Source organism: Sphingomonas sp. CFBP 13706, from assembly GCF_014842355.1.
Lineage (GTDB): Bacteria > Pseudomonadota > Alphaproteobacteria > Sphingomonadales > Sphingomonadaceae > Sphingomonas > Sphingomonas aerolata.
On sequence record NZ_JACYVM010000008.1, the window covers coordinates 56,413 to 77,515 of the forward strand.

At 69.4% G+C, this 21,103-nt stretch carries 17 protein-coding genes; 13 read left to right on the forward strand and 4 right to left on the reverse strand.

The annotated features are described in order from the left end of the window. Nucleotides 1–5 precede the first annotated feature (5 nt). From IFS44_RS14850 to IFS44_RS14865, 4 genes are read left to right on the forward strand one after another with little or no spacing between them, the layout of a single operon-like run. Nucleotides 6–1,148, forward strand: a complete 1,143-nt coding sequence (locus tag IFS44_RS14850) for a glycoside hydrolase family 43 protein (protein WP_342366435.1) — start codon at nucleotides 6–8, stop codon at nucleotides 1,146–1,148. Next, nucleotides 1,145–3,502 (forward strand): GH92 family glycosyl hydrolase, encoded by a 2,358-nt coding sequence (locus IFS44_RS14855; RefSeq protein ID WP_446740863.1) that lies wholly within the window; start codon nucleotides 1,145–1,147, stop codon nucleotides 3,500–3,502. Before IFS44_RS14850 ends, IFS44_RS14855 begins: the two co-directional genes overlap by 4 nt. Continuing rightward, nucleotides 3,499–4,944 (forward strand): glycoside hydrolase family 125 protein, encoded by a 1,446-nt coding sequence (locus IFS44_RS14860; RefSeq protein ID WP_244650332.1) that lies wholly within the window; start codon nucleotides 3,499–3,501, stop codon nucleotides 4,942–4,944. The genes IFS44_RS14855 and IFS44_RS14860 overlap by 4 nt, the downstream gene beginning before the upstream one ends. 22 nt (nucleotides 4,945–4,966) lie before the next feature. Continuing rightward, nucleotides 4,967–7,309, forward strand: a complete 2,343-nt coding sequence (locus IFS44_RS14865; protein ID WP_192099001.1) for a GH92 family glycosyl hydrolase — start codon at nucleotides 4,967–4,969, stop codon at nucleotides 7,307–7,309. A gap of 53 nt (nucleotides 7,310–7,362) precedes the next feature. Here IFS44_RS14865 and IFS44_RS14870 read toward each other — a convergent pair whose 3' ends face one another. Next, complete coding sequence (locus IFS44_RS14870) at nucleotides 7,363–8,154, reverse strand: DUF2189 domain-containing protein (RefSeq protein WP_192099002.1); 792 nt, start codon at nucleotides 8,152–8,154, stop codon at nucleotides 7,363–7,365. A gap of 37 nt (nucleotides 8,155–8,191) precedes the next feature. Further along, entirely contained in the window at nucleotides 8,192–8,686 is a 495-nt protein-coding gene (locus tag IFS44_RS14875) for a TspO/MBR family protein (protein WP_192099003.1), read from the reverse strand. A 47-nt stretch (nucleotides 8,687–8,733) separates the two neighbouring features. On the opposite strand from IFS44_RS14875, the gene IFS44_RS14880 reads away from it, so the two are divergent. The 4 genes from IFS44_RS14880 to IFS44_RS14895 are packed head-to-tail and all read left to right on the forward strand — an operon-like array spanning nucleotide 8,734 to nucleotide 12,483. Continuing rightward, nucleotides 8,734–9,699 (forward strand): ATP-binding protein, encoded by a 966-nt coding sequence (locus tag IFS44_RS14880; RefSeq protein WP_192099004.1) that lies wholly within the window; start codon nucleotides 8,734–8,736, stop codon nucleotides 9,697–9,699. Then, nucleotides 9,696–11,393 carry a magnesium chelatase subunit D gene (locus IFS44_RS14885; RefSeq protein ID WP_342366436.1) on the forward strand — a complete coding sequence of 566 codons (1,698 nt, stop codon included), beginning with the start codon at nucleotides 9,696–9,698 and terminating at the stop codon, nucleotides 11,391–11,393. The genes IFS44_RS14880 and IFS44_RS14885 overlap by 4 nt, the downstream gene beginning before the upstream one ends. Next, complete coding sequence (bchO, locus tag IFS44_RS14890) at nucleotides 11,390–12,289, forward strand: alpha/beta fold hydrolase BchO (RefSeq protein ID WP_192099005.1); 900 nt, start codon at nucleotides 11,390–11,392, stop codon at nucleotides 12,287–12,289. The genes IFS44_RS14885 and bchO overlap by 4 nt, the downstream gene beginning before the upstream one ends. Next, nucleotides 12,286–12,483 carry a hypothetical protein gene (locus IFS44_RS14895; protein ID WP_192099006.1) on the forward strand — a complete coding sequence of 66 codons (198 nt, stop codon included), beginning with the start codon at nucleotides 12,286–12,288 and terminating at the stop codon, nucleotides 12,481–12,483. Before bchO ends, IFS44_RS14895 begins: the two co-directional genes overlap by 4 nt. Here IFS44_RS14895 and IFS44_RS14900 read toward each other — a convergent pair. Then, nucleotides 12,430–13,362 carry a hydratase gene (locus IFS44_RS14900; RefSeq protein WP_342366443.1) on the reverse strand — a complete coding sequence of 311 codons (933 nt, stop codon included), beginning with the start codon at nucleotides 13,360–13,362 and terminating at the stop codon, nucleotides 12,430–12,432. The genes IFS44_RS14895 and IFS44_RS14900 overlap by 54 nt on opposite strands. Continuing rightward, nucleotides 13,263–14,837 carry a 1-hydroxycarotenoid 3,4-desaturase CrtD gene (crtD, locus tag IFS44_RS14905; RefSeq protein WP_342366437.1) on the reverse strand — a complete coding sequence of 525 codons (1,575 nt, stop codon included), beginning with the start codon at nucleotides 14,835–14,837 and terminating at the stop codon, nucleotides 13,263–13,265. Before crtD ends, IFS44_RS14900 begins: the two co-directional genes overlap by 100 nt. Before the next feature lie 51 nt (nucleotides 14,838–14,888). Between crtD and IFS44_RS14910 the strand changes: the two genes are divergently transcribed. The 5 genes from IFS44_RS14910 (at nucleotide 14,889) to bchZ (ending at nucleotide 20,978) form a co-directional block, all read left to right on the forward strand. Continuing rightward, nucleotides 14,889–16,013, forward strand: a complete 1,125-nt coding sequence (locus tag IFS44_RS14910; RefSeq protein WP_192099009.1) for a methyltransferase — start codon at nucleotides 14,889–14,891, stop codon at nucleotides 16,011–16,013. An 87-nt stretch (nucleotides 16,014–16,100) separates the two neighbouring features. Beyond that, a complete protein-coding gene (gene bchC / locus IFS44_RS14915) occupies nucleotides 16,101–17,027 on the forward strand; it encodes a chlorophyll synthesis pathway protein BchC (protein ID WP_192099082.1) in 927 nt (308 codons plus the stop codon). Beyond that, the gene (locus IFS44_RS14920; protein WP_192099010.1) at nucleotides 17,024–18,007 is read left to right on the forward strand and encodes a chlorophyllide a reductase iron protein subunit X; all 984 of its coding nucleotides are present in this window, start codon (nucleotides 17,024–17,026) and stop codon (nucleotides 18,005–18,007) included. Before bchC ends, IFS44_RS14920 begins: the two co-directional genes overlap by 4 nt. Nucleotides 18,008–18,135: 128 nt before the next feature. Next, nucleotides 18,136–19,536: a chlorophyllide a reductase subunit Y gene (gene bchY / locus IFS44_RS14925; RefSeq protein ID WP_192099083.1), complete on the forward strand. Its 1,401-nt coding sequence runs from the start codon at nucleotides 18,136–18,138 to the stop codon at nucleotides 19,534–19,536. Beyond that, complete coding sequence (gene bchZ, locus IFS44_RS14930; protein ID WP_192099011.1) at nucleotides 19,533–20,978, forward strand: chlorophyllide a reductase subunit Z; 1,446 nt, start codon at nucleotides 19,533–19,535, stop codon at nucleotides 20,976–20,978. The genes bchY and bchZ overlap by 4 nt, the downstream gene beginning before the upstream one ends. Nucleotides 20,979–21,103 lie beyond the last annotated feature (125 nt).

Consider the following 21,103-nt stretch of genomic DNA (forward strand, 5'->3'; position numbering starts at 1 on the left):
CCCTGGTGGCTCCTTCGCGGAGCCACCGTTTTTTTGATAGATATCCCCGCGTCCTGCGCCGGGCCCTGACGCTGGCGGGGCTGCTCGCCTGCGGAGCGGCGACCGCGTCCAACCCGATCGTGCCGGGCTGGTATGCCGATCCCGAGATCCGCGTGTTCGCGGGGCAATACTGGATCTACCCGACCTATTCCGACCATGCCGGAAAGCCGGTCGCGCCGAGCCGGTTCACGCCCGCGCAAAAGGCCGCCCGACTGCGCAAGACGGTCCGCCCGTCCTATGGCATGCAGACCTTCTTCGACGCATTTTCCTCGCCGGACCTGGTGCACTGGACAAAGCATCGCCGCGTGTTCGACGTGCAGGATGCGGGCTGGGCCGCCTATGCGATCTGGGCGCCGTCGGTGCTCCAGGCGAACGGGCGCTATTACATGTTCTTCAGCGCGAACGACATCCAGAGCGATGGTGAGCTGGGCGGCATCGGGCTTGCGGTCAGCGCGACGCCCGGCGGTCCGTTCAGGGATGCGCTGGGCAAGCCGCTGGTCGGCGCGTTCCATAACGGCGCGCAGCCGATCGATCCGTTCGCATTCCGGGATCGCGACGGGCAGGTCTATCTCTTCTACGGCGGCTGGAAGCATTGCAACGTCGTCCGGCTGAGCCCGGACCTGAAGCGCGTCCTGCCGTTTCCCGACGGGACGATGTTCAAGGAGATCACGCCCCCCGGCTATGTCGAGGGGTCGTTCATGATCGAACGCCACGGCGTCTATTATCTGATGTGGTCGGAGGGCGGGTGGACCGGGCCGGACTATAGCGTCGCCTATGCGACCGCGCCGAGCCCGACCGGGCCGTTCACGCCGAAGGGCAAGATCCTGTCGCAGGACCTGCGCATCGCGCGCGGCGCGGGGCATCATTCGGTCGTCAACGTGCCCGGCACCGACGACTGGTACATCGCCTATCACCGCCGGCCGCTCGACACCGATCGCGGCGAACACCGGCAGATCGCGGTCGACCGCATGGTCTTTGCCGCCGACGGGACGATCAAGCCCGTGGTCATGACCAATACCGGCGTCGCGCCGCGGCCGTTCCGTGCCGGGCCAACCGCCGGGCCAACCGCTTCAGGGCGCGACCAACATTCATCTGGGAGAGCGATGTGAGACACAGGGTAATCGCCGCATTGCGCGGCACGGTGGCGGCGGTCGCGTCGATCGCGCTCGTCGCACCGGTGCCGCTGTCGGCACAGGCTGCGGCCAGCGCCGAGGCGCAGCCGTCAGTCGACCTCGTCAACCCGCTGATGGGCACCGATTCCGACTATACGCTGTCGTACGGCAACACCTATCCCGCGGTCGCGGTGCCGTGGGGGATGAACTTCTGGACGCCGGTGACGGGCAAGCCGGGCAGCGGCTGGGGCTACACCTATGACGGCAACAAGATCAACGGCATCAAGCAGACGCACCAGCCCAGCCCCTGGATGAACGATTATGCCGCGTTCGCGCTGATGGCGACGACCGGCGCGCTGAAGGTCAAGGCGGACGAACGCGCCTCGTGGTACAGCCACAAGGCCGAGGAGAGCCGGCCCTATAGCTACAAGGTCTATCTCGCCGATTACGACGTGACCGCGGAGGTCGCGCCGACCAACCGCGCCGCGCAGTTCCGCTTCACCTTCCCCGAAAGCGACGACGCGCACATCATCCTCGACGGCTATGCGGGCGGATCGATGGTGTCGGTCGATCCAGCCAGGCGCCGGATCACCGGCTATGTCCGCAACAACCATGGCGGCGTGCCGGGCAATTTCCACAATTACTTCGTCGCCGAATTCGACCACGCCTTCACGGTCAGCCGGACCTGGGACGACAACGGCCAGATCGCCGCGACGCCGGTGCGCGAGGGCGATCATGTCGGGGCGGTCGTCAGCTTCAAGACGCGCAAGGGCGAGCAGGTCGGCGTCAAGGTCGCGTCGTCGTTCATCAGCCTCGACCAGGCCGAGCGCAACCTGCGCGGCGAGATCGGCGGCGACGGCTTCGAGCAGACCAAGGCCAAGGCAAAGGCGGTCTGGCAGCGCGAGTTCGACCGGATCGAGGTGAGCGATCCCGACATCGACAACCGGCGCACCTTCTACTCCGCGCTCTACCGCATGCTGCAGTTCCCGCGGATGTTCCACGAGGTCGATGCCAAGGGGCAGACGGTCCATTACAGCCCCTATGACGGCAAGGTGCATCCGGGGTTTCTCTATACCGACAACGGCTTCTGGGACACGTGGCGCGCGGTCTTCCCGTTCTTCGCGCTGATGTATCCCGAGCGCGACAGCGAGATCATGCAGGGGCTGGTCAACACCTACAAGGAGTCCGGCTGGCTGCCCGAATGGGCGAGCCCCGGCCACCGCGACGTGATGATCGGGTCGAACTCGGCGAACCTGATCGCCGACGCGTATCTGAACGGCGTGCGCGGGTTCGACGTCGAGACGTTGTACGAGGCGATGGTCAAGAACGCGACCACCTCGCAAGGGCGTCCGGTCGACAAGAAGGGCGCGGTCGTCGGCGCGGTCGGGCGCGAGGGCGTCGAATATTACAACCGGCTGGGCTATGTGCCCTATGACGTCGGCATCAACGAGAATGCCGCGCGCAGCCTCGAATACGCGACCGCCGACTTCTCGATTTCGCGGCTCGCGAGCGCGCTCGGCAAGACCGAGGATGCCAAGCTCTATGCCGCGCGGGCGCAGAATTACCGCAAGCTCTACGACACGCAGAGCGGGTGGATGCGCGGGCGCAACCAGGACGGCAGCTGGTCGACCCCCTTCAACCCGTATAAATGGGGCGACGCGTTCACCGAGGGCAATGCGCTGCATTACGGCTGGTCGGTGATGCAGGACGTGCAGGGGCTCGCCGACCTGATGGGGGGCAAGGAGGCGTTCGTGAAGCGGCTCGATTCGGTCTTCACCACGCCGCCGATCTTCGACGACAGCTATTACGGGCAGACGATCCACGAGATCCGCGAGATGCAGATCGTCGACATGGGCCAATATGCGCATGGCAACCAGCCGATCCAGCACATGCCCTATCTCTATGACTGGGCGGGGGCGCCGTGGAAGACGCAATATCATGTCCGCGACGTGATGAAGAAGCTCTACGCGCCGACGCCTGACGGCTATCCGGGCGACGAGGATAACGGCCAGACCTCGGCCTGGTACGTGTTCTCCGCGCTCGGCTTCTATCCGGTCACGCCCGCGGTCGGCCAATATGCGATCGGCAGCCCGCTGTTCCGCACCGTCAGACTGACGATGCCGGGCGGCAGGGCGCTGACGATCGAGGCGGCGAACAACGGGCCGGGCAATGTCTATATCCAGTCGGCGAGCTTCAACGGGACGGCGCACGACAAGCCGTGGCTGACGCGCGAGGCGCTGCAGAAGGGGGGCACTTTGCGTTTCGTGATGGGGGCGACGCCGAACCGCAAATGGGGTGCGGCCAGCAGTGCTGCGCCCTTCTCGATGAGCGCACCGGTGGCCAAGCCATGAGCGGCGCGCGCTTCACCCCCCGCCGCCGCGACGTGATGACCGGTGCGGCAGCGCTCGCACTGGCCACCGCGCTGCCCGGTGGGGCGGTTGCCGCGCCGCTGGCGAGCAGGCGGCCGCCGCGTGGCGAGCGTCGCTTCGTCAGCGCCGCGGTCGAGGCCGAGATCGCGCGGGTGAAGGCGAAGATCGCCGACCCCGAACTCGCCTGGCTGTTCGAGAATTGCTACCCCAACACGCTCGACACCACGGTCCGGCTGGGCATGGTCGACGGCAAGCCCGACGCGTTCGTCATCACCGGCGATATCGAGGCGCTGTGGCTGCGCGACAGCTCGGCGCAGATGCAGACCTATGTCCATCTCGCGGCCAAGGACGCAGGTCTGCGCCGGGTCTTTGTCGGGCTGATCGCCCGGCAAGCGCGCTGTATCCTGATCGACCCCTATGCCAACGCGTTCATGGACGATCCGACCGCGAAATCGAACCTGGGCGCGCGGACCGACCAGACCGAGATGAAGCCGGGCGTCGCCGAGCGAAAATGGGAGATCGACTCGCTCTGCTACCCGATGCGGCTCGCGCACGGCTACTGGACCGCGACGCGCGACAAGACGCCGTTCGACGACCTGTGGGCGCAGGCGATGGTCCGCGCGGTCGCCACCTTCCGCGAACAGCAGCGTAAGGACGGCAAGGGCCCGTATCATTTCCAGCGGCTGAACGTCTCACCGACCGAGACGCTGATGTTCGAAGGCTATGGCGCGCCGACACGCAAGGTCGGGCTGATCCATTCGATGTTCCGCCCGTCGGACGATGCGTGCCTCTATCCCTTCCTTATCCCGTCCAACCTGTTCGCGGTGTCGGCGCTGCGCATGCTGGCGACGGTCCAGCGCGAGGCGCGCGGCGATACGGCGGGCGCGGCGGACAGCGAGGCGCTGGCGACCGAGGTCGAGGCGGCGCTGCGCATGAATGGACGGATGCCGGACGGGCAGGGAGGTGAGGTCTGGGCCTATGAGGTCGACGGCTTCGGCAATGCGATCTTCATGGACGATGCCAACGTGCCGAGTCTGTCGGGCCTGCCGCTGCTCGGCGCGGCGGACCGCGCCGACCCGCTGTTCCGTCGCACCGCCGCGCTCGGCTGGAGCGATCGCAACCCCTATTTCTTTGCGGGCAAGGCCGCGCAGGGGATCGGCGGGCCGCATATCGGCCTCGACATGATCTGGCCGATGTCGATCGTCACGCATGCGATGAACAGCGATGACGACGCCGTCATCCGCCAGTGCCTGACATGGCTGAAGACGACGCATGGCGGCACGGGCTTCATGCACGAATCCTTCCACAAGGATGATCCGACGAAATTCACGCGCAGCTGGTTCGCCTGGGCCAACGGGCTGTTCGGCGAGCTGATCCTCGACCTCGAGCGCCGCAAGCCCGCCTTGCTCGCCGCGCGCTACTGACATGGACCTACGGGAGAGACACATGACCACCGCCAACCGCCGCCAGGTGCTCGCCACCACCGGGCTTGCCGGCCTTGCGGGCGTGCTGCCCGCCGCCGGTGCCACCGCGCAGGGCCAGCGCCCGACCGCGGGCAAGCCCGATCTGTTCATCGGCACGGGTGGCCACGGCCACACCTATCCCGGGCCGTCGCTGCCGTTCGGGATGGTCCAGCTCGGCCCCGACACCGACAACAGCCGCTGGGATGCGTGCTCGGGCTATCACCAGGATGACGGCTCGATCATGGGGTTCAGCCACACGCATCTGTCGGGGACGGGGATCGGCGACATGCTGGACGTGCTCGTCGTGCCGACGCGCGGGCCGCTCAAGCTCAAACCCGGTGCGCTCGACAAGCCGCAGGAGGGCTATCGCCAGCGCTTTTCGGACGAGCTGGCCGAGCCCGGCTATTACCGCGTGAAGCTCGAATCGGGCGTGCTTGCCGAGCTGACCGTGACCGAGCGGACGGGGCATCACCGCTACACCTTCCCGCAGGGCGCGGGGCACATCCTGATCGACTTCGCGCACATGATCCTCGACGTCTGGGACAAGGGCGTGCTGATCGACGAGGCGTCGCTGGCGCTGTCGCCCGACGGGATGCTGACCGGCAGCCGCCGCGTCCACCGTTGGGCGAAGGGTCGGCGGATCCATTTCGCGATGCAGCTATCGCGTCGCCCCGACCGCGTCGAATTCTTCGGCGACGACGACACGCCGGCACCCGCGGGCGCGAAGGCGATCACCGGCAACCGGCTGAAGGTCGCGCTGTTCTTCGACCAGGCGGGCGGCGAACCGATCCTGATCAAGACGGGCATCTCCGCGGTCGACGTCGCGGGCGCCAAGGCCGCGCTGGCGGGCGAGGCCCCGGGCTGGCAGTTCGACAGCGTGCGCCGGTCGGCGGCGCGGACCTGGCAGACGCAGCTCGACTGTATCCGTGTCGAGGGCGGCACGCCCGATCAGCGCACGATCATGGCGAGCGCGCTGTATCATACGTTCCTGTCGCCCACGCTCTTCACCGACCGCGACGGCCGTTATGTCGGGCTCGACCGCAAGGTGCACACAGCGGCGCCGGGTGATCCCGCGTACAGCACCTATTCGCTGTGGGACACGTACCGCGCGCTGCACCCGCTGCTCAATCTGGTCCAGCCCGACAAGGCCGCGCAGTTCACGCGCGATCTGGTCCGCCAGACGATCCAGAGCCCGGCGGGCTCGCCGGTCTGGCCGCTCCAGGGTGTCGAGACCGCCTGCATGATCGGCTGGCATTCGGTGTCGGTGCTCGCGGAGGCGTGCGTGAAGGGCGTGAAGGCGGACTATGCCGCCGCCTGGCCGCAGATCCGCCGCCGTGCGTTCGACCGCAGCTTCCGCGATCTGGAGAGCACGCTCGGCCGCGGCTATTATTACGACCTCGGCTTCATCCCCGCCGACAAGGTCTGGGAGTCGGTCAGCCGGACGCAGGAATATGCGTATGACGACTGGGCGATGGCGGTGCTCGCGGACGCGGCGGGCGCCTCCGCCGACGCGCAGGCGTTGCGCAAGCGCAGCCTCAACTACCGCAACGTCATCGATCCGAAGATCGGCTTCGCGCGGCCGCGCTTCGCGGACGGGACCTGGTGGGCGGACTATGATCCGATCCAGCTCGGCCACAACCCCGACAAGCACCGCGATTATACCGAGGCGAATGGCTGGCAGGCGACGTTCCTCAACCAGCACGACATCTACGGACTGATCGACCTGTTCGGCGGCGATGCCGGGTTCGTGAAGAAGCTCGACGCGCTGTTCGTCGCGCCGTCGACATTGCCCAAGAACGCGCCGCCCGACATTTCGGGTCTGGTCGGCCAATATGCGCATGGCAACGAACCCGATCAGCATGCCGCGTACATGTATGCCTATGCCGGTGCGCCGTGGAAGACGCAGGCGATGGTGCGGCGCCTGTGCACCGAGATGTACAAGGCCGATCCCGACGGCGTGATCGGCAACGACGATTGCGGGCAGACGAGCGCGTGGTTCATCTTCTCCGCGCTCGGCCTCTACCCGGTCGATCCGGTCAGCGCGGTCTATGTCTTCGGCTCGCCGCTGTTCGACGCCGCGGAGGTCGCGCTCGGCGGTGGCAAGACGCTCAGGATCACCGCGTCGGGCAATGGTCCGCAGGCACCCTATGTCCAGTCGGTGCGGTGGAACGGCAAGCCCTGGACGAAGAACTGGATCGGGCATGCGGACCTCGCCCAGGGTGGCGAGCTCGCCTTCGTGATGGGGGACAAGCCGTCACGCTTCGGCACGGCGAAGGCGGATCGTCCGCCATCCTATCACCCCGGACCGCGTCCGACGCGGGCTTGAGGGCGACCGCGCCGTGCCGGGTGCTGCTGCACCTGGCGCGGCGCGGGGGTTCGTTAGCGGACGACCAGACGCGTATAGAGGTGCCAGGTCGCATAGCCGAGCCAGGGCAGCACCACCGCCAGCCCGATCGCGAGCGGGATCAGCCCGAGGACGAGCAGCCCGGCGACTCGCACCCCCCAGCCGAACACCGCGCGCGGGTTGCGTCGCGCCGCCGCGAGCGAGGTGCGCAGCGCGAGGCCTGCATCGACCGGCTGATCGACCACCATCGGGAACGCGACCAGCGCGAAGACCAGCGTCGCGATCGCGAACGGCGCGCCTGCCAGATTGCCGAGCAGGATCAGCGTCCACCCCTCCTGCGTGGTGAACAGCCGGCCCGCGACGTCGCCGATCCGCAGCGGTGCGGTCGCACCGAAGGTCAGGTCATAGACCGCATAGGCCGTCGCCAGCCATCCGACCATGAGGGCCGCGAGCCCGGCGGTGAGGACCGCGAGCGGCAGGCGGCTGCGTCCGTTGAGCGGATCGAGGAAATGCCACCAGCTCGAGTCGCGCCCCTCTTCGCGGCGACGCGCGAGTTCGTAGAAGCCCGAGGCGGCGGCGGGGCCGAGGATCGAGAGCCCTGCGACCAGCGGGAAGAACAGCGGGAGCAGCGGCGCGTTGTACGTCACCACCGCGGCGACCAGGCAAACGATCGGATAGAGCAGGCCGATCACGATCAGGTCGCCGCGCTTGGCGAGAAAATCCTTCCACCCCTCGGCGAGGGCCCAGCGCAGGTCGGCGGTGCCAATCTCGCGGATCTCGGGGATGGCGGGTGCTGGCGCGATGAAGCTGTGCGGATGGGTGGCCATGATCTGCTCTCCGTTCAGGGGGTGGCGTATATCCTCGTCATGCGGGGTATCGTTGGGCGGCGTGACCGAACGGCCGGTTCAGCCGCACGATCGCCCAGTTGAGCCAGGCCGCAAAGCTGACCCACAAGAGATAGGGCGCGATCAACAGGCTCGCGAAGCGGTCGTTGGGCCACAGCCCGACGACCAGCGCGACCAGCGACGCCCAGAGAAACACGACCTCAATCAGCGCCCAGTCGGGGCGCCGCGCGCGGAAGAACAGCGGGCTCCACAGCAGGTGGAAGACCGCGTTGACTGCAAACAGCGTCACCACCTCCGCGCGCGTCGCGGCGTCGGGCGCGGCGGTCCAGGCGATCGACGCGGACCAGGCGGCGAGGGCGAGGATGATCGTCCAGGCGGGACCAAACAGCCAGTTTGGCGGCTGCAACCGCGGCTTGCGCAGCGTGCGGTACCAGGGGCCGATCGGCGTCATCAAGCCGCCGACGACGCAGAGCGCGATGGCGGTACTGCCGCTCACGACAATCGGGTTAAGCATTACATTGTCCATCTTGCCGAGTGTCCAATGCGTGTTACACCTTTGGCATGCGCGTGTCTTTCCCCTTTTCGGCGATCGTCGGTCAGGACGAGATGAAACGCGCGCTGCTGATCGCGGCGGTCGATGCGCGGATCGGCGGGGTGATGGTGTTCGGCGATCGCGGCACGGGCAAGTCGACCGCGGTGCGTGCGCTCGCCGCGCTGCTGCCGCCGGTGCGGGCCGACCAGGCGGGGTATCAGGACGGGACGCCGCGCAGCGGGCAGGTGCCGGTACCGTTCGTCGACCTGCCGCTCAGCGCGACCGAGGACCGGGTGGTCGGCGCGCTCGATCTCGAACGCGCGCTGGGGGCCGGGATCAAGGCGTTCGAGCCGGGGCTGCTCGCGCGCGCCAATGGCGGCTTCCTGTATATCGACGAGGTCAATCTGCTCGAGGATCATATCGTCGACCTGCTGCTCGACGTTGCCGCGTCGGGCGAGAATGTCGTCGAGCGGGAGGGGCTGAGCGTCCGCCACCCGGCGCGGTTCGTGCTGGTCGGCAGCGGCAATCCCGAAGAGGGCGAATTGCGGCCGCAGCTGCTCGACCGGTTCGGGCTGTCGGTCGAGGTCCGCACGCCGCAGGATCTGGAGCAGCGCGTCGAGATCCTCCGGCGCTGCGATGCGTTCGAGCGGTCGCCGGCGGCGTTCGTCGAACATTGGGCGGCGGACGAGCGCGCGACGCTGGCGGCGATCGCGCGGGGGCGGGCGGGGTTGCCGATGGTCGTGCTGCCCGACGCGGTGCTCGCCTTCGCGTCGCGGCTGTGTATCACGGTGGGGGCTGACGGGTTGCGCGGCGAACTGACGCTGATGCGGGCGGCGCGGGCGCTCGCGGCGCTCGAGGCGGTGTCGGAGGTGACACAGGCGCATGTCGCGACGATCGCGCCGATGGCGCTGCGCCACCGGTTGCGGCGCAACGTGCTCGACGAGACCGGGTCGACCGCGCGGATCTTGCGCGCGCTGGAGGAGGTGGCGGGGTGAGCGGGCGGGCAGCGGGGGCGCCGGATCCGCTGGCCGATGCACTGATCGCGGCGCGGCTCTGTGCGGCCGATCCCGGGCTTGGCGGCATCGCGCTGCGCGGCGGCGGCGAGCTGCGCGATGCGGTGATCGCGGCGCTGCGGTCGCATCTGCCGCCCGATGCGCCGATGCGGCGGGTGCCGGTCCATGTCGATGACGACCGGCTGTTCGGCGGGCTGGATCTGGTCGCGACGCTGGCCCAGGGGCGCGCGGTGCAGCGCGCGGGGCTGCTCGTCGAGGCGGCGGGCGGGGTGCTGCTGCTCGCGATGGCGGACCGGCTGTCCGATGCGGTTGCGGGGCGGATCGTCGCGGCGATGGACGGCGGCGGCGTCGGACGATGCCTTGTCGTGGCGCTGGACGACGGGATCGGTCCCGACGAGCGCCCGCCCGCGGCGCTGCTAGAACGGCTCGCGTTTCGCATCGACCTGCACGACGCGAAGCCCGTGGCGGCGATGCAGGGCGGGGAAGATTTCGGGGACGCGGGGACGCCGCCGACGTCCGAGGCTGTCCTTGCGACGCTGGTCGCGACCGCGGCGGCGCTGGGCATCGAGACCGCGCGTGCGCCGCTGTTCGCGTTGCGCGCGGCGCGGGCTGCGGCGCGGTGTGCGGGGCGCGACGTCATCAGTGACGAGGATCTGATGCTCGCCGCGCGGCTGGTGCTCGCGCCGCGCGCGACGCGTCTGCCGGCCGAGCAACCCGACGACTCGCCGCCGCCCGAGCCGCAGCCGCCTGACGCGCCGCCGCCGGACGCGGGGGATCGCGACCAGCCGGAAGGCGAAACCCGGCCGCTCGACGACGTCGTGCTGGAGGCCGCGCTCGCGGCGCTGCCGAAAGATGTGCTGGCGCAGATCGCGGCGGGGGGCATCCGGCGCGGGAGGACGCGCGCGTCGCGCGGGGCGGGCGAGCGGCGTCGATCGCCGGCGCGCGGTCGGCCCGTCGGGGTGCGCCCGGGTGTGCCGGGCGGGGGGCAGCGCCTGAGCCTGATCGACACGCTGCGCGCGGCCGCGCCGTGGCAGCGGCTGCGGCGCACGGCGGACAGCGCGTCGCGGGTGCTGGTCCGCCGCGACGACCTGCGGATCCGCCGGTTCGAGACGCGCGCTGAATCGGTCACGATCTTCGTCGTCGATGCATCGGGATCCGCCGCGCTGTCACGACTCGCGGAGGCGAAGGGCGCGGTCGAGCTGCTGCTTGCCGATTCCTATGTGCAGCGCGCGCAGGTCGCGCTCATCGCGTTCCGGGGCAGCGGCGCGACCGTGCTGCTCCCGCCGACCCGGTCGCTGGCACGCGCGCGGCGATCGCTCGCCGAGCTGCCGGGCGGGGGTGGCACGCCACTTGCGGCCGGACTGCGCGCCGCGATCGACGTTGCCGATGCGGCACGCGCGCGCGGGCAGACGCCGTTCGTGGTCCTGCTGACCGACGGGCGCGCGAACATCGCCGCGGATGGCCGGGCGGTGCGCAGCGTCGCCGCCGCGGATGCGAGCGCCGCCGCCGCCGCGCTCGGCCGTGCGGGAATCGCTGCGGCATTCCTCGACATTTCCGCGCGGCCGGGACCCGAGGGGGCGGCGCTCGCCGCGGCGATGCAGGCGCGCTATCTCCCGTTGCCGCGCGCGGATGCGGCGCGGATGCACGCGGCGGTCCGCGCGGTGCAGCCCGCATGAGCGCGCCGCGCTGGAGCGTCGAGGGACGCGACTGGCCCAATCGCGCCACCAGCCGGTTCGTCGCGGCCGGCGGCCTGCGCTGGCATGTCCAGACCTTCGCGCCCGAGGCGCCCGAGGCCCGCGACGCGCCTGCGACGATCCTGCTGCTCCACGGCACCGGCGCGGCGACGCATAGCTGGCGGACGCTCGCGCCGTTGCTCGGCCAGCTCTACCACGTCGTCGCGGTCGACCTGCCCGGGCATGGCTTCACCACCGGCCGCCCGGTCGGCGGCCTGTCGATCGCGGGCATGGCGGGCGCGGTCGCGACGTTGCTCGGCACGCTGCAGGTCACGCCGCAGGTGATCATCGGCCATTCGGCGGGGGCGGCGATCGCGGCGCGGCTGGCGATCGACGGCAGGGCGTCCCCCGTGGCGATCATCGGGTTAAGTGCCGCGCTGCTGCCCTTTCCGGGGTTAGCCGCGACACTGTTCCCGACGACGGCGCGCGCGCTGTTCGTCAACCCGATCGCGCCGCATCTGTTCGCGCGGATCGCGCGCACCCCGGGCGAGACGGGTCGGTTCCTGTACCGGTCGACCGGATCGCGGATCGATGATGCGGGCGTAGCCTGTTATGCGGCATTGCTCGGCACGTCGGCGCAGTGCGCGGGCGCGATCGGCATGATGGCGGCCTGGGATCTGGTCGGATTGCGGCGGGATCTGGCGCGGTTGAAGACGCCGGTGCTGCTTGTGCATGGCGACGCCGACCGGGCGATCCCGCTGTCGAATGCGCGCGAGGCGGCGGCGGCGGTCGGTGACGGGCGGCTCGAGACGCTGCACGGGCTCGGCCATCTCGCGCATGAGGAACGCCCCGAAGAGGTCGCGGCGATCGTCCGGCAATACATGGAGGCCCATATATGACCGGTGTTCTCGGCCTGCTCGACCTGATGATCGCGGGCGCGCCGGTCATCATCTTCTGCGTGTGGCAGCTCGTCTCGGTCAATCGGGCGATCGCGAAGGACAAGGTCGCCAGAGACTCCCTGACACCGCCCGACGCCGCTTCACCAGAAGGCGCGGGGCATCCGGTAGGGGAGCATCGACTGGACGATCGGTGACCGGAAGCGACCGAGCGCGAGGCTTTCATGCACCGCGCGTACCTCCTCGCCGAACAGTCGCGTGGCGAGCGCGGAACGGGCATAGAAGGGGGCGTCGATCCACGTCTTCACCACGCGCGGGCGATGTCCCGCATCGGCCCGCGTCGCGCGCTTTATGAGCCAGCCGGTCCGCGGCAGGGCCGCCGGGGCGGGCTGGACGACGTCGTGCCACCGGCCCTGCGCATCGAATTTGAGCGCGAGGTCGAACGGCGTGCCGTCGCGGCGTCGCCCCTCGTACAGCACCGCGACGTCGCTTTTCAGATGCGCGCGCGACCAGTGCCAGTCGTCGAACCCCGCCTCGAGCGGTTCGTCGCCGAAGTTCGAATCGAAATAGCCGGGGCCCGACCAGCGGACGCCGGGATGCGTCATCGCGACCTCAACCTGGGCGCGGGGTGCGACCGGATGCCAGCGATGCCGCCCGCCCGGATCGAGCGCGAAGGCGGTGGTGCCGATCATCGCGGGGCTGACCCGGATCGTGCCGCGCACAGGGTAGGGCAGCGGCGCGGATCGTTCGCGGATCTCGATCACCAGCGTGTCGCCGTCCCAGCTGAGGCCGCTCGGGCCCACCACGAAATGATCGGGGCCCCGGTCGACGCGGTGCGCGGGACGTTCGGTCATCGCCCAGGCGCTGCCGCGCGGGCCGGTCAGCGCGACGTTGATCGCACAGTGGTTTTCGGGGGTCTTCCGGCCGCTGAGCTTGTAATAGGGCGAGAAGACGCTGCCGATGAAGGCGATGATCGTCAGCCCGTGGGCGCCGTCCGCGCTGGTCGCGTCGACATACCACCAGGCATAGCCCTGGGCATCGACACGAACGTCGAAGCGTGGTCCCTGAGCAGGCAGTCGACGGCTAGCCGGCCGGAAAGCGCCGCCATCGGGACGCCCGCGCCGGGGTGGGTGCTCCCGCCCGCGCAATAGAGCCCAGGGATCCGTGTCCGGCTGCCCTGCCGGCGGAAGGACGCCGCCCACCCGTGCGAGGCCCGTCCATAAAGGGCTCCACCCGTCGAGGGACACAGCGCCTCGAACGCGTGCGGCGTCGTCATGACGGTCGAGGGCGCCAGATCGAGCGAAAGTCCCGCCTGCGAAACGCCCTCCAGCATGCGCCTCGTCCATGTCGCGATCTCCTCCTGGCTGGTGTCCGGTCCGTCGCCGGTGGGCGGCGCGTTGACGATGATCTGCACGCGTTCGGGGCGGGCCGGGGCGGGCGCGCCGCGGCGGTCGTCGTCGCCGCTGTCGCTGCGATCCTGCGCGCAGACATAGACGCTCGGCCGGGCGGCGGCGCGACCGGCCGACAGCGCGGCGAATTCGGCCGGATAGTCGTCCGAGAAGAAGACGGTGTGGCGGGCGAGCGGAAAGCCCGCGGCCTGCGCGTGTCCGGTCCACACCATCGCGCTGAGCGATCGGTGCGCGGCGGGAACGGGGGCGACCGCGTGACGGACCGCGGCGCCGAACCGGCCGACGGCGATCGCGGCGGGATCGGCGTTGCAGATCACCGCCGACGCGGCGATGCGCTCGCCATCCTCGAACATGACCCCGGCGGCGCGGCCCCGCTCGATGAGGATCGCGCGGACCGGCGCGCGGTAGCGGAAGCGGACGCCGTTCTGCCGGCCAAGCGCCTCGAGTGCGAGCGCGAGCCGATACATGCCGCCGTCGATCAGCCACACGCCGCTCGCCTCGACATGCGCGATCAGCATCAGCGTCGCCGGGCACTGCATCGGCGACGCCCCGCAATAGGTCGCATAGCGCGCGAACAGCTGGCGCAGGCGCGGGTCGGTGAAATAGCCGCCGAGCGCGTGCCACAGCGACGTATAGGGGCGCAGCGTGCAATAATCGCCAAGGCCGCGCAGACCCATCCGCCAGCCCAGCGTCAGCGGCCCCGGGCGTGTCGCGTGGAGAAAGGGCCGGTCGAGCGCGGTAAAGAGCCGTTTCGCCTCTGCCCGGAACGCGCGATAGCCGCGGGCATCGGCCGCGCTGGCAAAGGCGCCGATCGCGTCCTCGCTCGCGGCGGGATCGGCGAACAGGTCGAGGCGGGCGGGGCCCCAGGCATGGCGGGCGAGCAGCGCGGCGGGGCGCATCGTCACGTGCCGATCGAGCGTGTCGCCGCATGCCGCGAAGACATCCTCCATGACCGATCGCAGCGTGAACACCGTCGGCCCCGCGTCGATCGCGTCGCCGTCGACCGCGATCGTCCGCAGCTTGCCCCCTGGCCCGGGTTGCGCCTCGACGACCGTCACGGTGCGGCCTTGCGCGGCGAGCAGCGCGGCGCTGACCAGCCCGCCGACCCCCGCCCCGATCACCACCACGCCCGCATCCGCCACCGGCATCCTCCAATTGACGCGATGCTAACACCTGTCCACAAATATGGACATATGAAAACGTATCATCATCTTTTCGCCCGTGTACGGGAGCGGTGGCTGGACTGTCGCAACCGCCTGCTTGCCGATCCGCGTGTCCAGCACGCGGCGCAGCGCTTTCCGCTCAGCCGGCCGATCGCACGTCGTCGGGCGGGCGCACTGTTCGATCTGGTCGCAGGGTTCACCTATTCGCAGATCCTTGCCGCCTGTGTCGAAACCGGGCTGCTCGCGTTGCTGGCACGCGGCCCGGCGGACGCGCAGACGATCGCGGCGCAGCTCGACCTGCCGGTGGCGGGCGCAGAACGGCTGTTGCGCGGGGCGGCGGCGCTGCGGCTCGTCGAGCCGCGCGGGGCGGACTGGGCGCTCGGCAGCGACGGCGCGGCGCTGCTCGGCAATCCCGGCATCACCGCGATGATCGCGCATCACCGTCTGCTCTATGCCGATCTGGCCGATCCCGTCGCGCTGCTGCGCCGCGGGGGCGGGGGCGGGGCGGTGTCGGATCACTGGCATTATGCCGAGTCGGCGGGGCAGGGCGATGCCGCCGCGGTCTCTGCCTATTCGACGCTGATGGCGGCGTCGCAACCGATGGTCGCAGCACAGACACTCGCGGCCTATCGGTTCGACCGGCATCGCCGCGTGCTCGATGTCGGCGGCGGCGAGGGGGCGTTTCTGTGCGCGCTCGGGGCGCGGTTCGCGACGCCCGGTCTCGGGCTGTTCGACCTTCCCGCGGTGACCGAGCGCGCGCGGGGGCGGTTCGACTCGGCGGGGCTGGGGACGCGCGCGACGCTGCACGGCGGCGATTTCCTCATCGATCCGCTGCCCGAGGGCTATGATCTTATCACGTTGGTGCGCGTCCTGCACGATCATGACGACGCGGTGGCGCTGACGTTGCTGCGTCGTATCCATGCTGCGCTGCCCCCCGGCGGCACGCTGTTGATCGCCGAACCGATGGCGCAGACGCCGGGCGCGGAGCGGTCCGGCGATGCGTATTTCGGCTTCTACCTGCTCGCCATGGGGACCGGCCGACCGCGTAGTGTCGCGGAGATTCGCGCGATGCTGCACGCTGTGGGCTTTGGCCAGGTCCGCACCCGGCGCACGGCGCTGCCGCTCATCACCTGTGTGATCACCGCAACACGATAATGTGTCCAATTAAGTTGACAACATGATTTGTCTAGAGCAGATTACGATCATGATCTGATGGAGGACGGGGCGGTGGGCAACGGACGTATGGACGCACTGGCGGTCATACTGGAAGCGCCGGAAAGGCTTGCGCTCCGCACGCTGTCGCTCACCCCGATGGGCGATGCCGATCTGTGCGTCGAGATCGACTGGAGCGGGATCAGCACTGGCACCGAACGGCTGCTGTGGAGCGGTCGGATGCCCGAATTTCCCGGCATGGGCTATCCGCTGGTCCCGGGATATGAATCGGTCGGGCGGATCGTCGATGCCGGTGTCGAGGCGCGCGCGCGGATCGGCGAATATGTCTTCGTCCCCGGCGCCAATTGCTATCGCCAGGCGCGCGGCCTGTTCGGAGGGGCAGCCCGGCGCGTGATCCTGCCCGGTGCGCGCGCGGTGCCGATCGACGCGACGCTCGGGCGCAACGGCGTGCTGCTCGCGCTCGCCGCCACCGCGCACCACGCGATCGCGGTCGGCGGCGCGCCCGATCTGATCGTCGGTCACGGCATATTGGGGCAGCTGATCGCGCGGATCGCGGTCGCGTCGGGGGCAAGCGCGCCGACGGTGTGGGAGGTCCAGCCGGCACGTCGGATCGGCTCCGGCTACCGCGTGATCGACCCGGTCGACGATGATCGCTCCGACTATCGCACGATCTGCGACGCGAGCGGGACCGCCGATATCCTCGACCTGGCGTTCGCGCGGCTCGGCAAGGGCGGCGAGGTGGTGCTGGCCGGCTTCTACGACCGGCTGTCCTTCGCCTTCCCGCCGGCATTCCTGCGCGAGGCGCGGATGCGCGTCGCCGCCGAATTCACCCCTGCGGACATCGCCGCGGTGCTTGCGCTGATCGAGACCGGGCTGCTCGAGCTCGACGGCCTGATCAGCCACACCCGACCCGCGGGTGAGGCGATGGACGCCTATCCGCAGGCCTTCACCGACCCCGATTGCGTCAAGATGGTCCTCGACTGGAGAGCGCTATGAGCATGTTCGATCCCGGACCCCTGCGCCGCGAGGCCGAACAGGAGCCGGATCCGGTCCCGACCGGCCCGGTCACCAAGGACACGCAGATCATCGCGATCTACGGCAAGGGCGGCAGCGGCAAGTCGTTCGCGCTGGCGAACCTCAGCTACATGATGGCGCAGCAGGGCAAGCGCGTGCTGCTGATCGGCTGCGATCCCAAGAGCGATACCACCTCACTGCTGTTCGGCGGCAAGTCGACCCCGACGATCATCGAGACCAGCTCGCGCAAGAAGCTCGCGGGCGAGGAGATCGGGATCGAGGACGTCTGCTTCCAGCGCGACGGGGTGTTCGCGATGGAACTGGGCGGCCCGGAGGTCGGGCGCGGCTGCGGCGGGCGCGGGATCATCCACGGGTTCGAGACGCTCGAGAAACTCGGGTTCCACGAATGGGGCTTCGACTATGTCCTGCTCGACTTCCTGGGCGACGTGGTGTGCGGCGGCTTCGGCCTGCCGATCGCGCGGGACATGTGCCAGAGGGTGATCGTCGTCGCGTCAAACGACCTGCAATCGCTCTATGTCGCGAACAACGTCTGCAAGGCGGTCGAATATTTCCGCAAGATGGGCGGCAATGTCGGCGTCGCAGGGATGATTCTCAACAAGGACGACGGCACCGGCGAGGCGCAGGCGTTCGCCGCCGCGGTCGGCATCCCGGTGCTCACCGCGATCCCCGCGAACGAGGACATCCGCAAGAAGAGCGCGAACTACCAGATCATCGGCAAGCCCGGCGGGCAATGGGCGAGCCTGTTCGAGGAGCTTGCGGTCAATGTCGCCGAAGCTCCGCCGCTTCGGCCGACGCCGCTCGACCAGGATGGGTTGCTCGGGCTGTTCTCGGCGGATGTGACGGGCGCGGATTATGCGCTGAAGCCTGCGAGCCAGGCGGACATGCGCGGGGTGGCCTATGTGGCGAAGCCGACGCTCGAGGTCGTGTACGATGCGGTCTGAGGTGGGCCTTCCTTCTTCTGCTTCGAAGCCCCTCCCCTTCAGGGGAGGGGTTGGGGTGGGGACGTCCGACCGCGTNCGCCAATACTACAACCCTCCGCTCCGCCGCCGAACTCGCGGGAAAGTCCGACATCCTAGCCCGCTACGACGCCGACTACCCCAAAGGCCCGCACGACCAACCGCAATCCATGTGCCCCGCCTTCGGATCGCTCCGCGTGGGGCTTCGCATGCGCCGCACCGCCACCGTCCTCTCGGGCTCGGCCTGCTGCGTCTACGGCCTGACCTTCACGTCGCATTTCTACGGCGCGAAACGCAGCGTCGGCTATGTGCCCTTCTCGTCCGAGACGCTGGTGACGGGCAAATTGTTCGAGGACATCCGCGACGCGGTCCACCAGCTCGCCGATCCGGCTCTGTACGACACGATCATCGTGACCAATCTCTGCGTGCCGACCGCGAGCGGAGTGCCGCTGCAACTGCTCCCCGACCAGATCAACGGGGTGCGGATCATCGGGATCGACGTCCCCGGTTTCGGCGTGCCGACGCATGCCGAGGCGAAGGACGTGCTGGCGGGGGCGATGCTCGCCTATGCGCGCAAGGAGGCCGAGCAGGGCCCCGTTGCCGCGCCGAAACAACGCCCCGACCGGCCGAGCATGACTCTCCTGGGCGAAATGTTCCCGGCTGACCCGCCAGGAATCGGGCTGTTGCTCGAACCGCTGGGCCTTGCGGCCGGCCCGGTCGTCCCGACCCGTGAATGGCGCGAGCTCTATGCGGCGCTCGACTGCGCGGTGGTGGCCGCAATACACCCCTTCTACACCGCCAGCGTGCGCGAATTCGAAGCGGCGGGGCGGACGGTGGTCGGCTCGGCGCCGGTCGGCGCGGACGGGACCGCGGCGTGGCTCGACGCGATCGGCGCGGCGTGCGGGATCGCGCAGGACAGGGTCGATGCGGCGAAGAACCGTGTCCTCCCGGCGATCCGCGGCGCGCTGGCGGCACGGCCGATCAAGGGGCGGATCACCGTATCGGGCTATGAAGGTTCCGAACTGCTCGTTGCGCGACTGCTGATCGAGAGTGGCGCGGACGTGCCCTATGTCGGCACCGCCTGCCCGCGCACGCCCTGGTCGGAACCCGATCGCGACTGGCTGGTGAGCCGCGGCGTGCAGGTCCAGTATCGCGCGAGCCTCGAACAGGATCTTGCCGCGGTCGACGCGTTCGGCCCCGATCTCGCGATCGGCACCACGCCGGTGGTCCAGCACGCCAAGCAGAAGGCGATCCCGGCGCTCTATTTCACCAACCTCATCTCGGCGCGGCCGCTGATGGGGCCGGCGGGGGCGGGGAGCCTTGCGCTGGTCGTCAACGCGGCGCTTGCCAATCAGGCGCGGTTCGACCGGATGACCGCGTTCTTCGACGGTGTCGGCACGGGCGCGACCGCCGGTGTGTGGGAAGACACGCCGGTTGACCGGCCCGAATTCAAGGCGAAATACGCCGCCAAACGCATCGCCGCCGCCAAGGCCGAAGAAAGCGTCGGGGTATGACCCTCATCCTCGATCATGACCGCGCGGGCGGCTATTGGGGGGCGGTCTACGCCTTCACCGCGATCAAGGGATTGCAGGTGATCATCGACGGGCCGGTGGGGTGCGAGAATCTCCCGGTCACCTCGGTGCTCCATTATACAGACGCGCTGCCGCCGCACGAACTGCCGATCGTCGTCACGGGCCTTGGCGAGCAGGAGCTTGGACGCGACGGCACCGAAGGCGCGATGAAGCGCGCTTGGGCGACGCTCGATCCGGATCTGCCCGCGGTCGTCGTGACGGGGTCGATCGCCGAGATGATCGGCGGCGGCGTCACGCCCGAGGGCACGAATATCCAGCGCTTCCTGCCGCGCACGATCGACGAGGATCAATGGCAGTCGGGCGACCGCGCGCTGACCTGGCTGTGGACGCAGTTCGGACCGAAGAAAGTGCCCGCGCCGCGTCCGCTGAAAGACGGCGAGCGCCCCAGGGTCAACATCATCGGGCCGATGTACGGCAGCTTCAACATGCCCTCCGATCTCGCCGAGATCCGCCGCCTGATCGAGGGGATCGGCGCGGAGGTGGGCATGGTCTTCCCGCTCGGCAGCCATCTCGCTGATGTCCGCAAGCTGGCGGACGCGCAGGTCAATGTCTGCCTGTACCGCGAGTTCGGGCGCGGACTGTGCGAGATACTCGAGCGCCCGTATCTGCAGGCGCCGATCGGGCTGGAGAGCACGACGCTGTTCCTGCGCAAACTCGGCGAATTGCTCGGGCTCGATCCCGAACCGTTCATCGCGCGCGAGAAGCACACGACGATCAAGCCGCTGTGGGACCTGTGGCGCTCGGTCACGCAGGATTTCTTCGGTACCGCGAGCTTCGGCATCGTCGCGACCGAGACCTATGCGCGCGGGCTCCGCAATTTCCTCGAAACGGACATGGGGTTGCCCTGCCACTTTGCGTTTGCGCGCTCGGCCGGGATCAAGCCCGACAATCAGGCGGTGATCGACGCGATCCGCGGCAACCCGCCGCTGATCGTCTTCGGCAGCTTCAACGAGCGGATGTACATGGCCGAGGCGGGCGCGCGGGGCGTGTACATCCCGGCGAGCTTCCCCGGCGCGGTGATCCGCCGCCACACCGGTACGCCGTTCATGGGCTATGCCGGCGCGACCTATCTGATCCAGGAGGTGTGCAACGCGCTGTTCGACGCGCTTTTCCACATCCTGCCGCTTGCCGGACAGCTCGACCAGGTCGAGGCGACGCCGGCGCGGATCGAGCGCGACGTCGCGTGGGACGACGACGCCAAGGCCGCGCTCGACGCGGTGATCGAGCGCGAACCGGTGCTGGTGCGGATCTCTGCCGCCAAGCGCATCCGCGACGCGGCCGAACGCGGCGCGCGGCGCGCGGGCGAAGCGTCGATCAGCACGGACCGCCTCGCGCACGCAATCACCGAAAGCCGCGGGCGATGACCCCGGCACTGCCTTTCCCGTCCGGCCCCAGCGGTGCCGATGCGGGTGACTCCTTCCTCGCGGGCATCCGGTCCGCCTGGATCCAGGGAGCGCGTTTCACGCTCCCCTTCTCCTCGGGAACAACG

What these genes read in the sequence shown, in the direction of transcription:
- IFS44_RS14860 (WP_244650332.1), top strand. Translation starts at nt 3,499, where the DNA reads ATGAGCGGCGCGCGCTTCACCCCCCGCCGCCGCGACGTGATGACCGGT.
- IFS44_RS14865 (WP_192099001.1), top strand. Translation starts at nt 4,967, where the DNA reads ATGACCACCGCCAACCGCCGCCAGGTGCTCGCCACCACCGGGCTTGCC.
- IFS44_RS14870 (WP_192099002.1), bottom strand. Translation starts at nt 8,154, where the DNA reads ATGGCCACCCATCCGCACAGCTTCATCGCGCCAGCACCCGCCATCCCC.
- IFS44_RS14875 (WP_192099003.1), bottom strand. Translation starts at nt 8,686, where the DNA reads ATGCTTAACCCGATTGTCGTGAGCGGCAGTACCGCCATCGCGCTCTGC.
- IFS44_RS14880 (WP_192099004.1), top strand. Translation starts at nt 8,734, where the DNA reads ATGCGCGTGTCTTTCCCCTTTTCGGCGATCGTCGGTCAGGACGAGATG.
- bchO (WP_192099005.1), top strand. Translation starts at nt 11,390, where the DNA reads ATGAGCGCGCCGCGCTGGAGCGTCGAGGGACGCGACTGGCCCAATCGC.
- IFS44_RS14895 (WP_192099006.1), top strand. Translation starts at nt 12,286, where the DNA reads ATGACCGGTGTTCTCGGCCTGCTCGACCTGATGATCGCGGGCGCGCCG.
- IFS44_RS14910 (WP_192099009.1), top strand. Translation starts at nt 14,889, where the DNA reads ATGAAAACGTATCATCATCTTTTCGCCCGTGTACGGGAGCGGTGGCTG.
- bchC (WP_192099082.1), top strand. Translation starts at nt 16,101, where the DNA reads ATGGACGCACTGGCGGTCATACTGGAAGCGCCGGAAAGGCTTGCGCTC.
- IFS44_RS14920 (WP_192099010.1), top strand. Translation starts at nt 17,024, where the DNA reads ATGAGCATGTTCGATCCCGGACCCCTGCGCCGCGAGGCCGAACAGGAG.
- bchZ (WP_192099011.1), top strand. Translation starts at nt 19,533, where the DNA reads ATGACCCTCATCCTCGATCATGACCGCGCGGGCGGCTATTGGGGGGCG.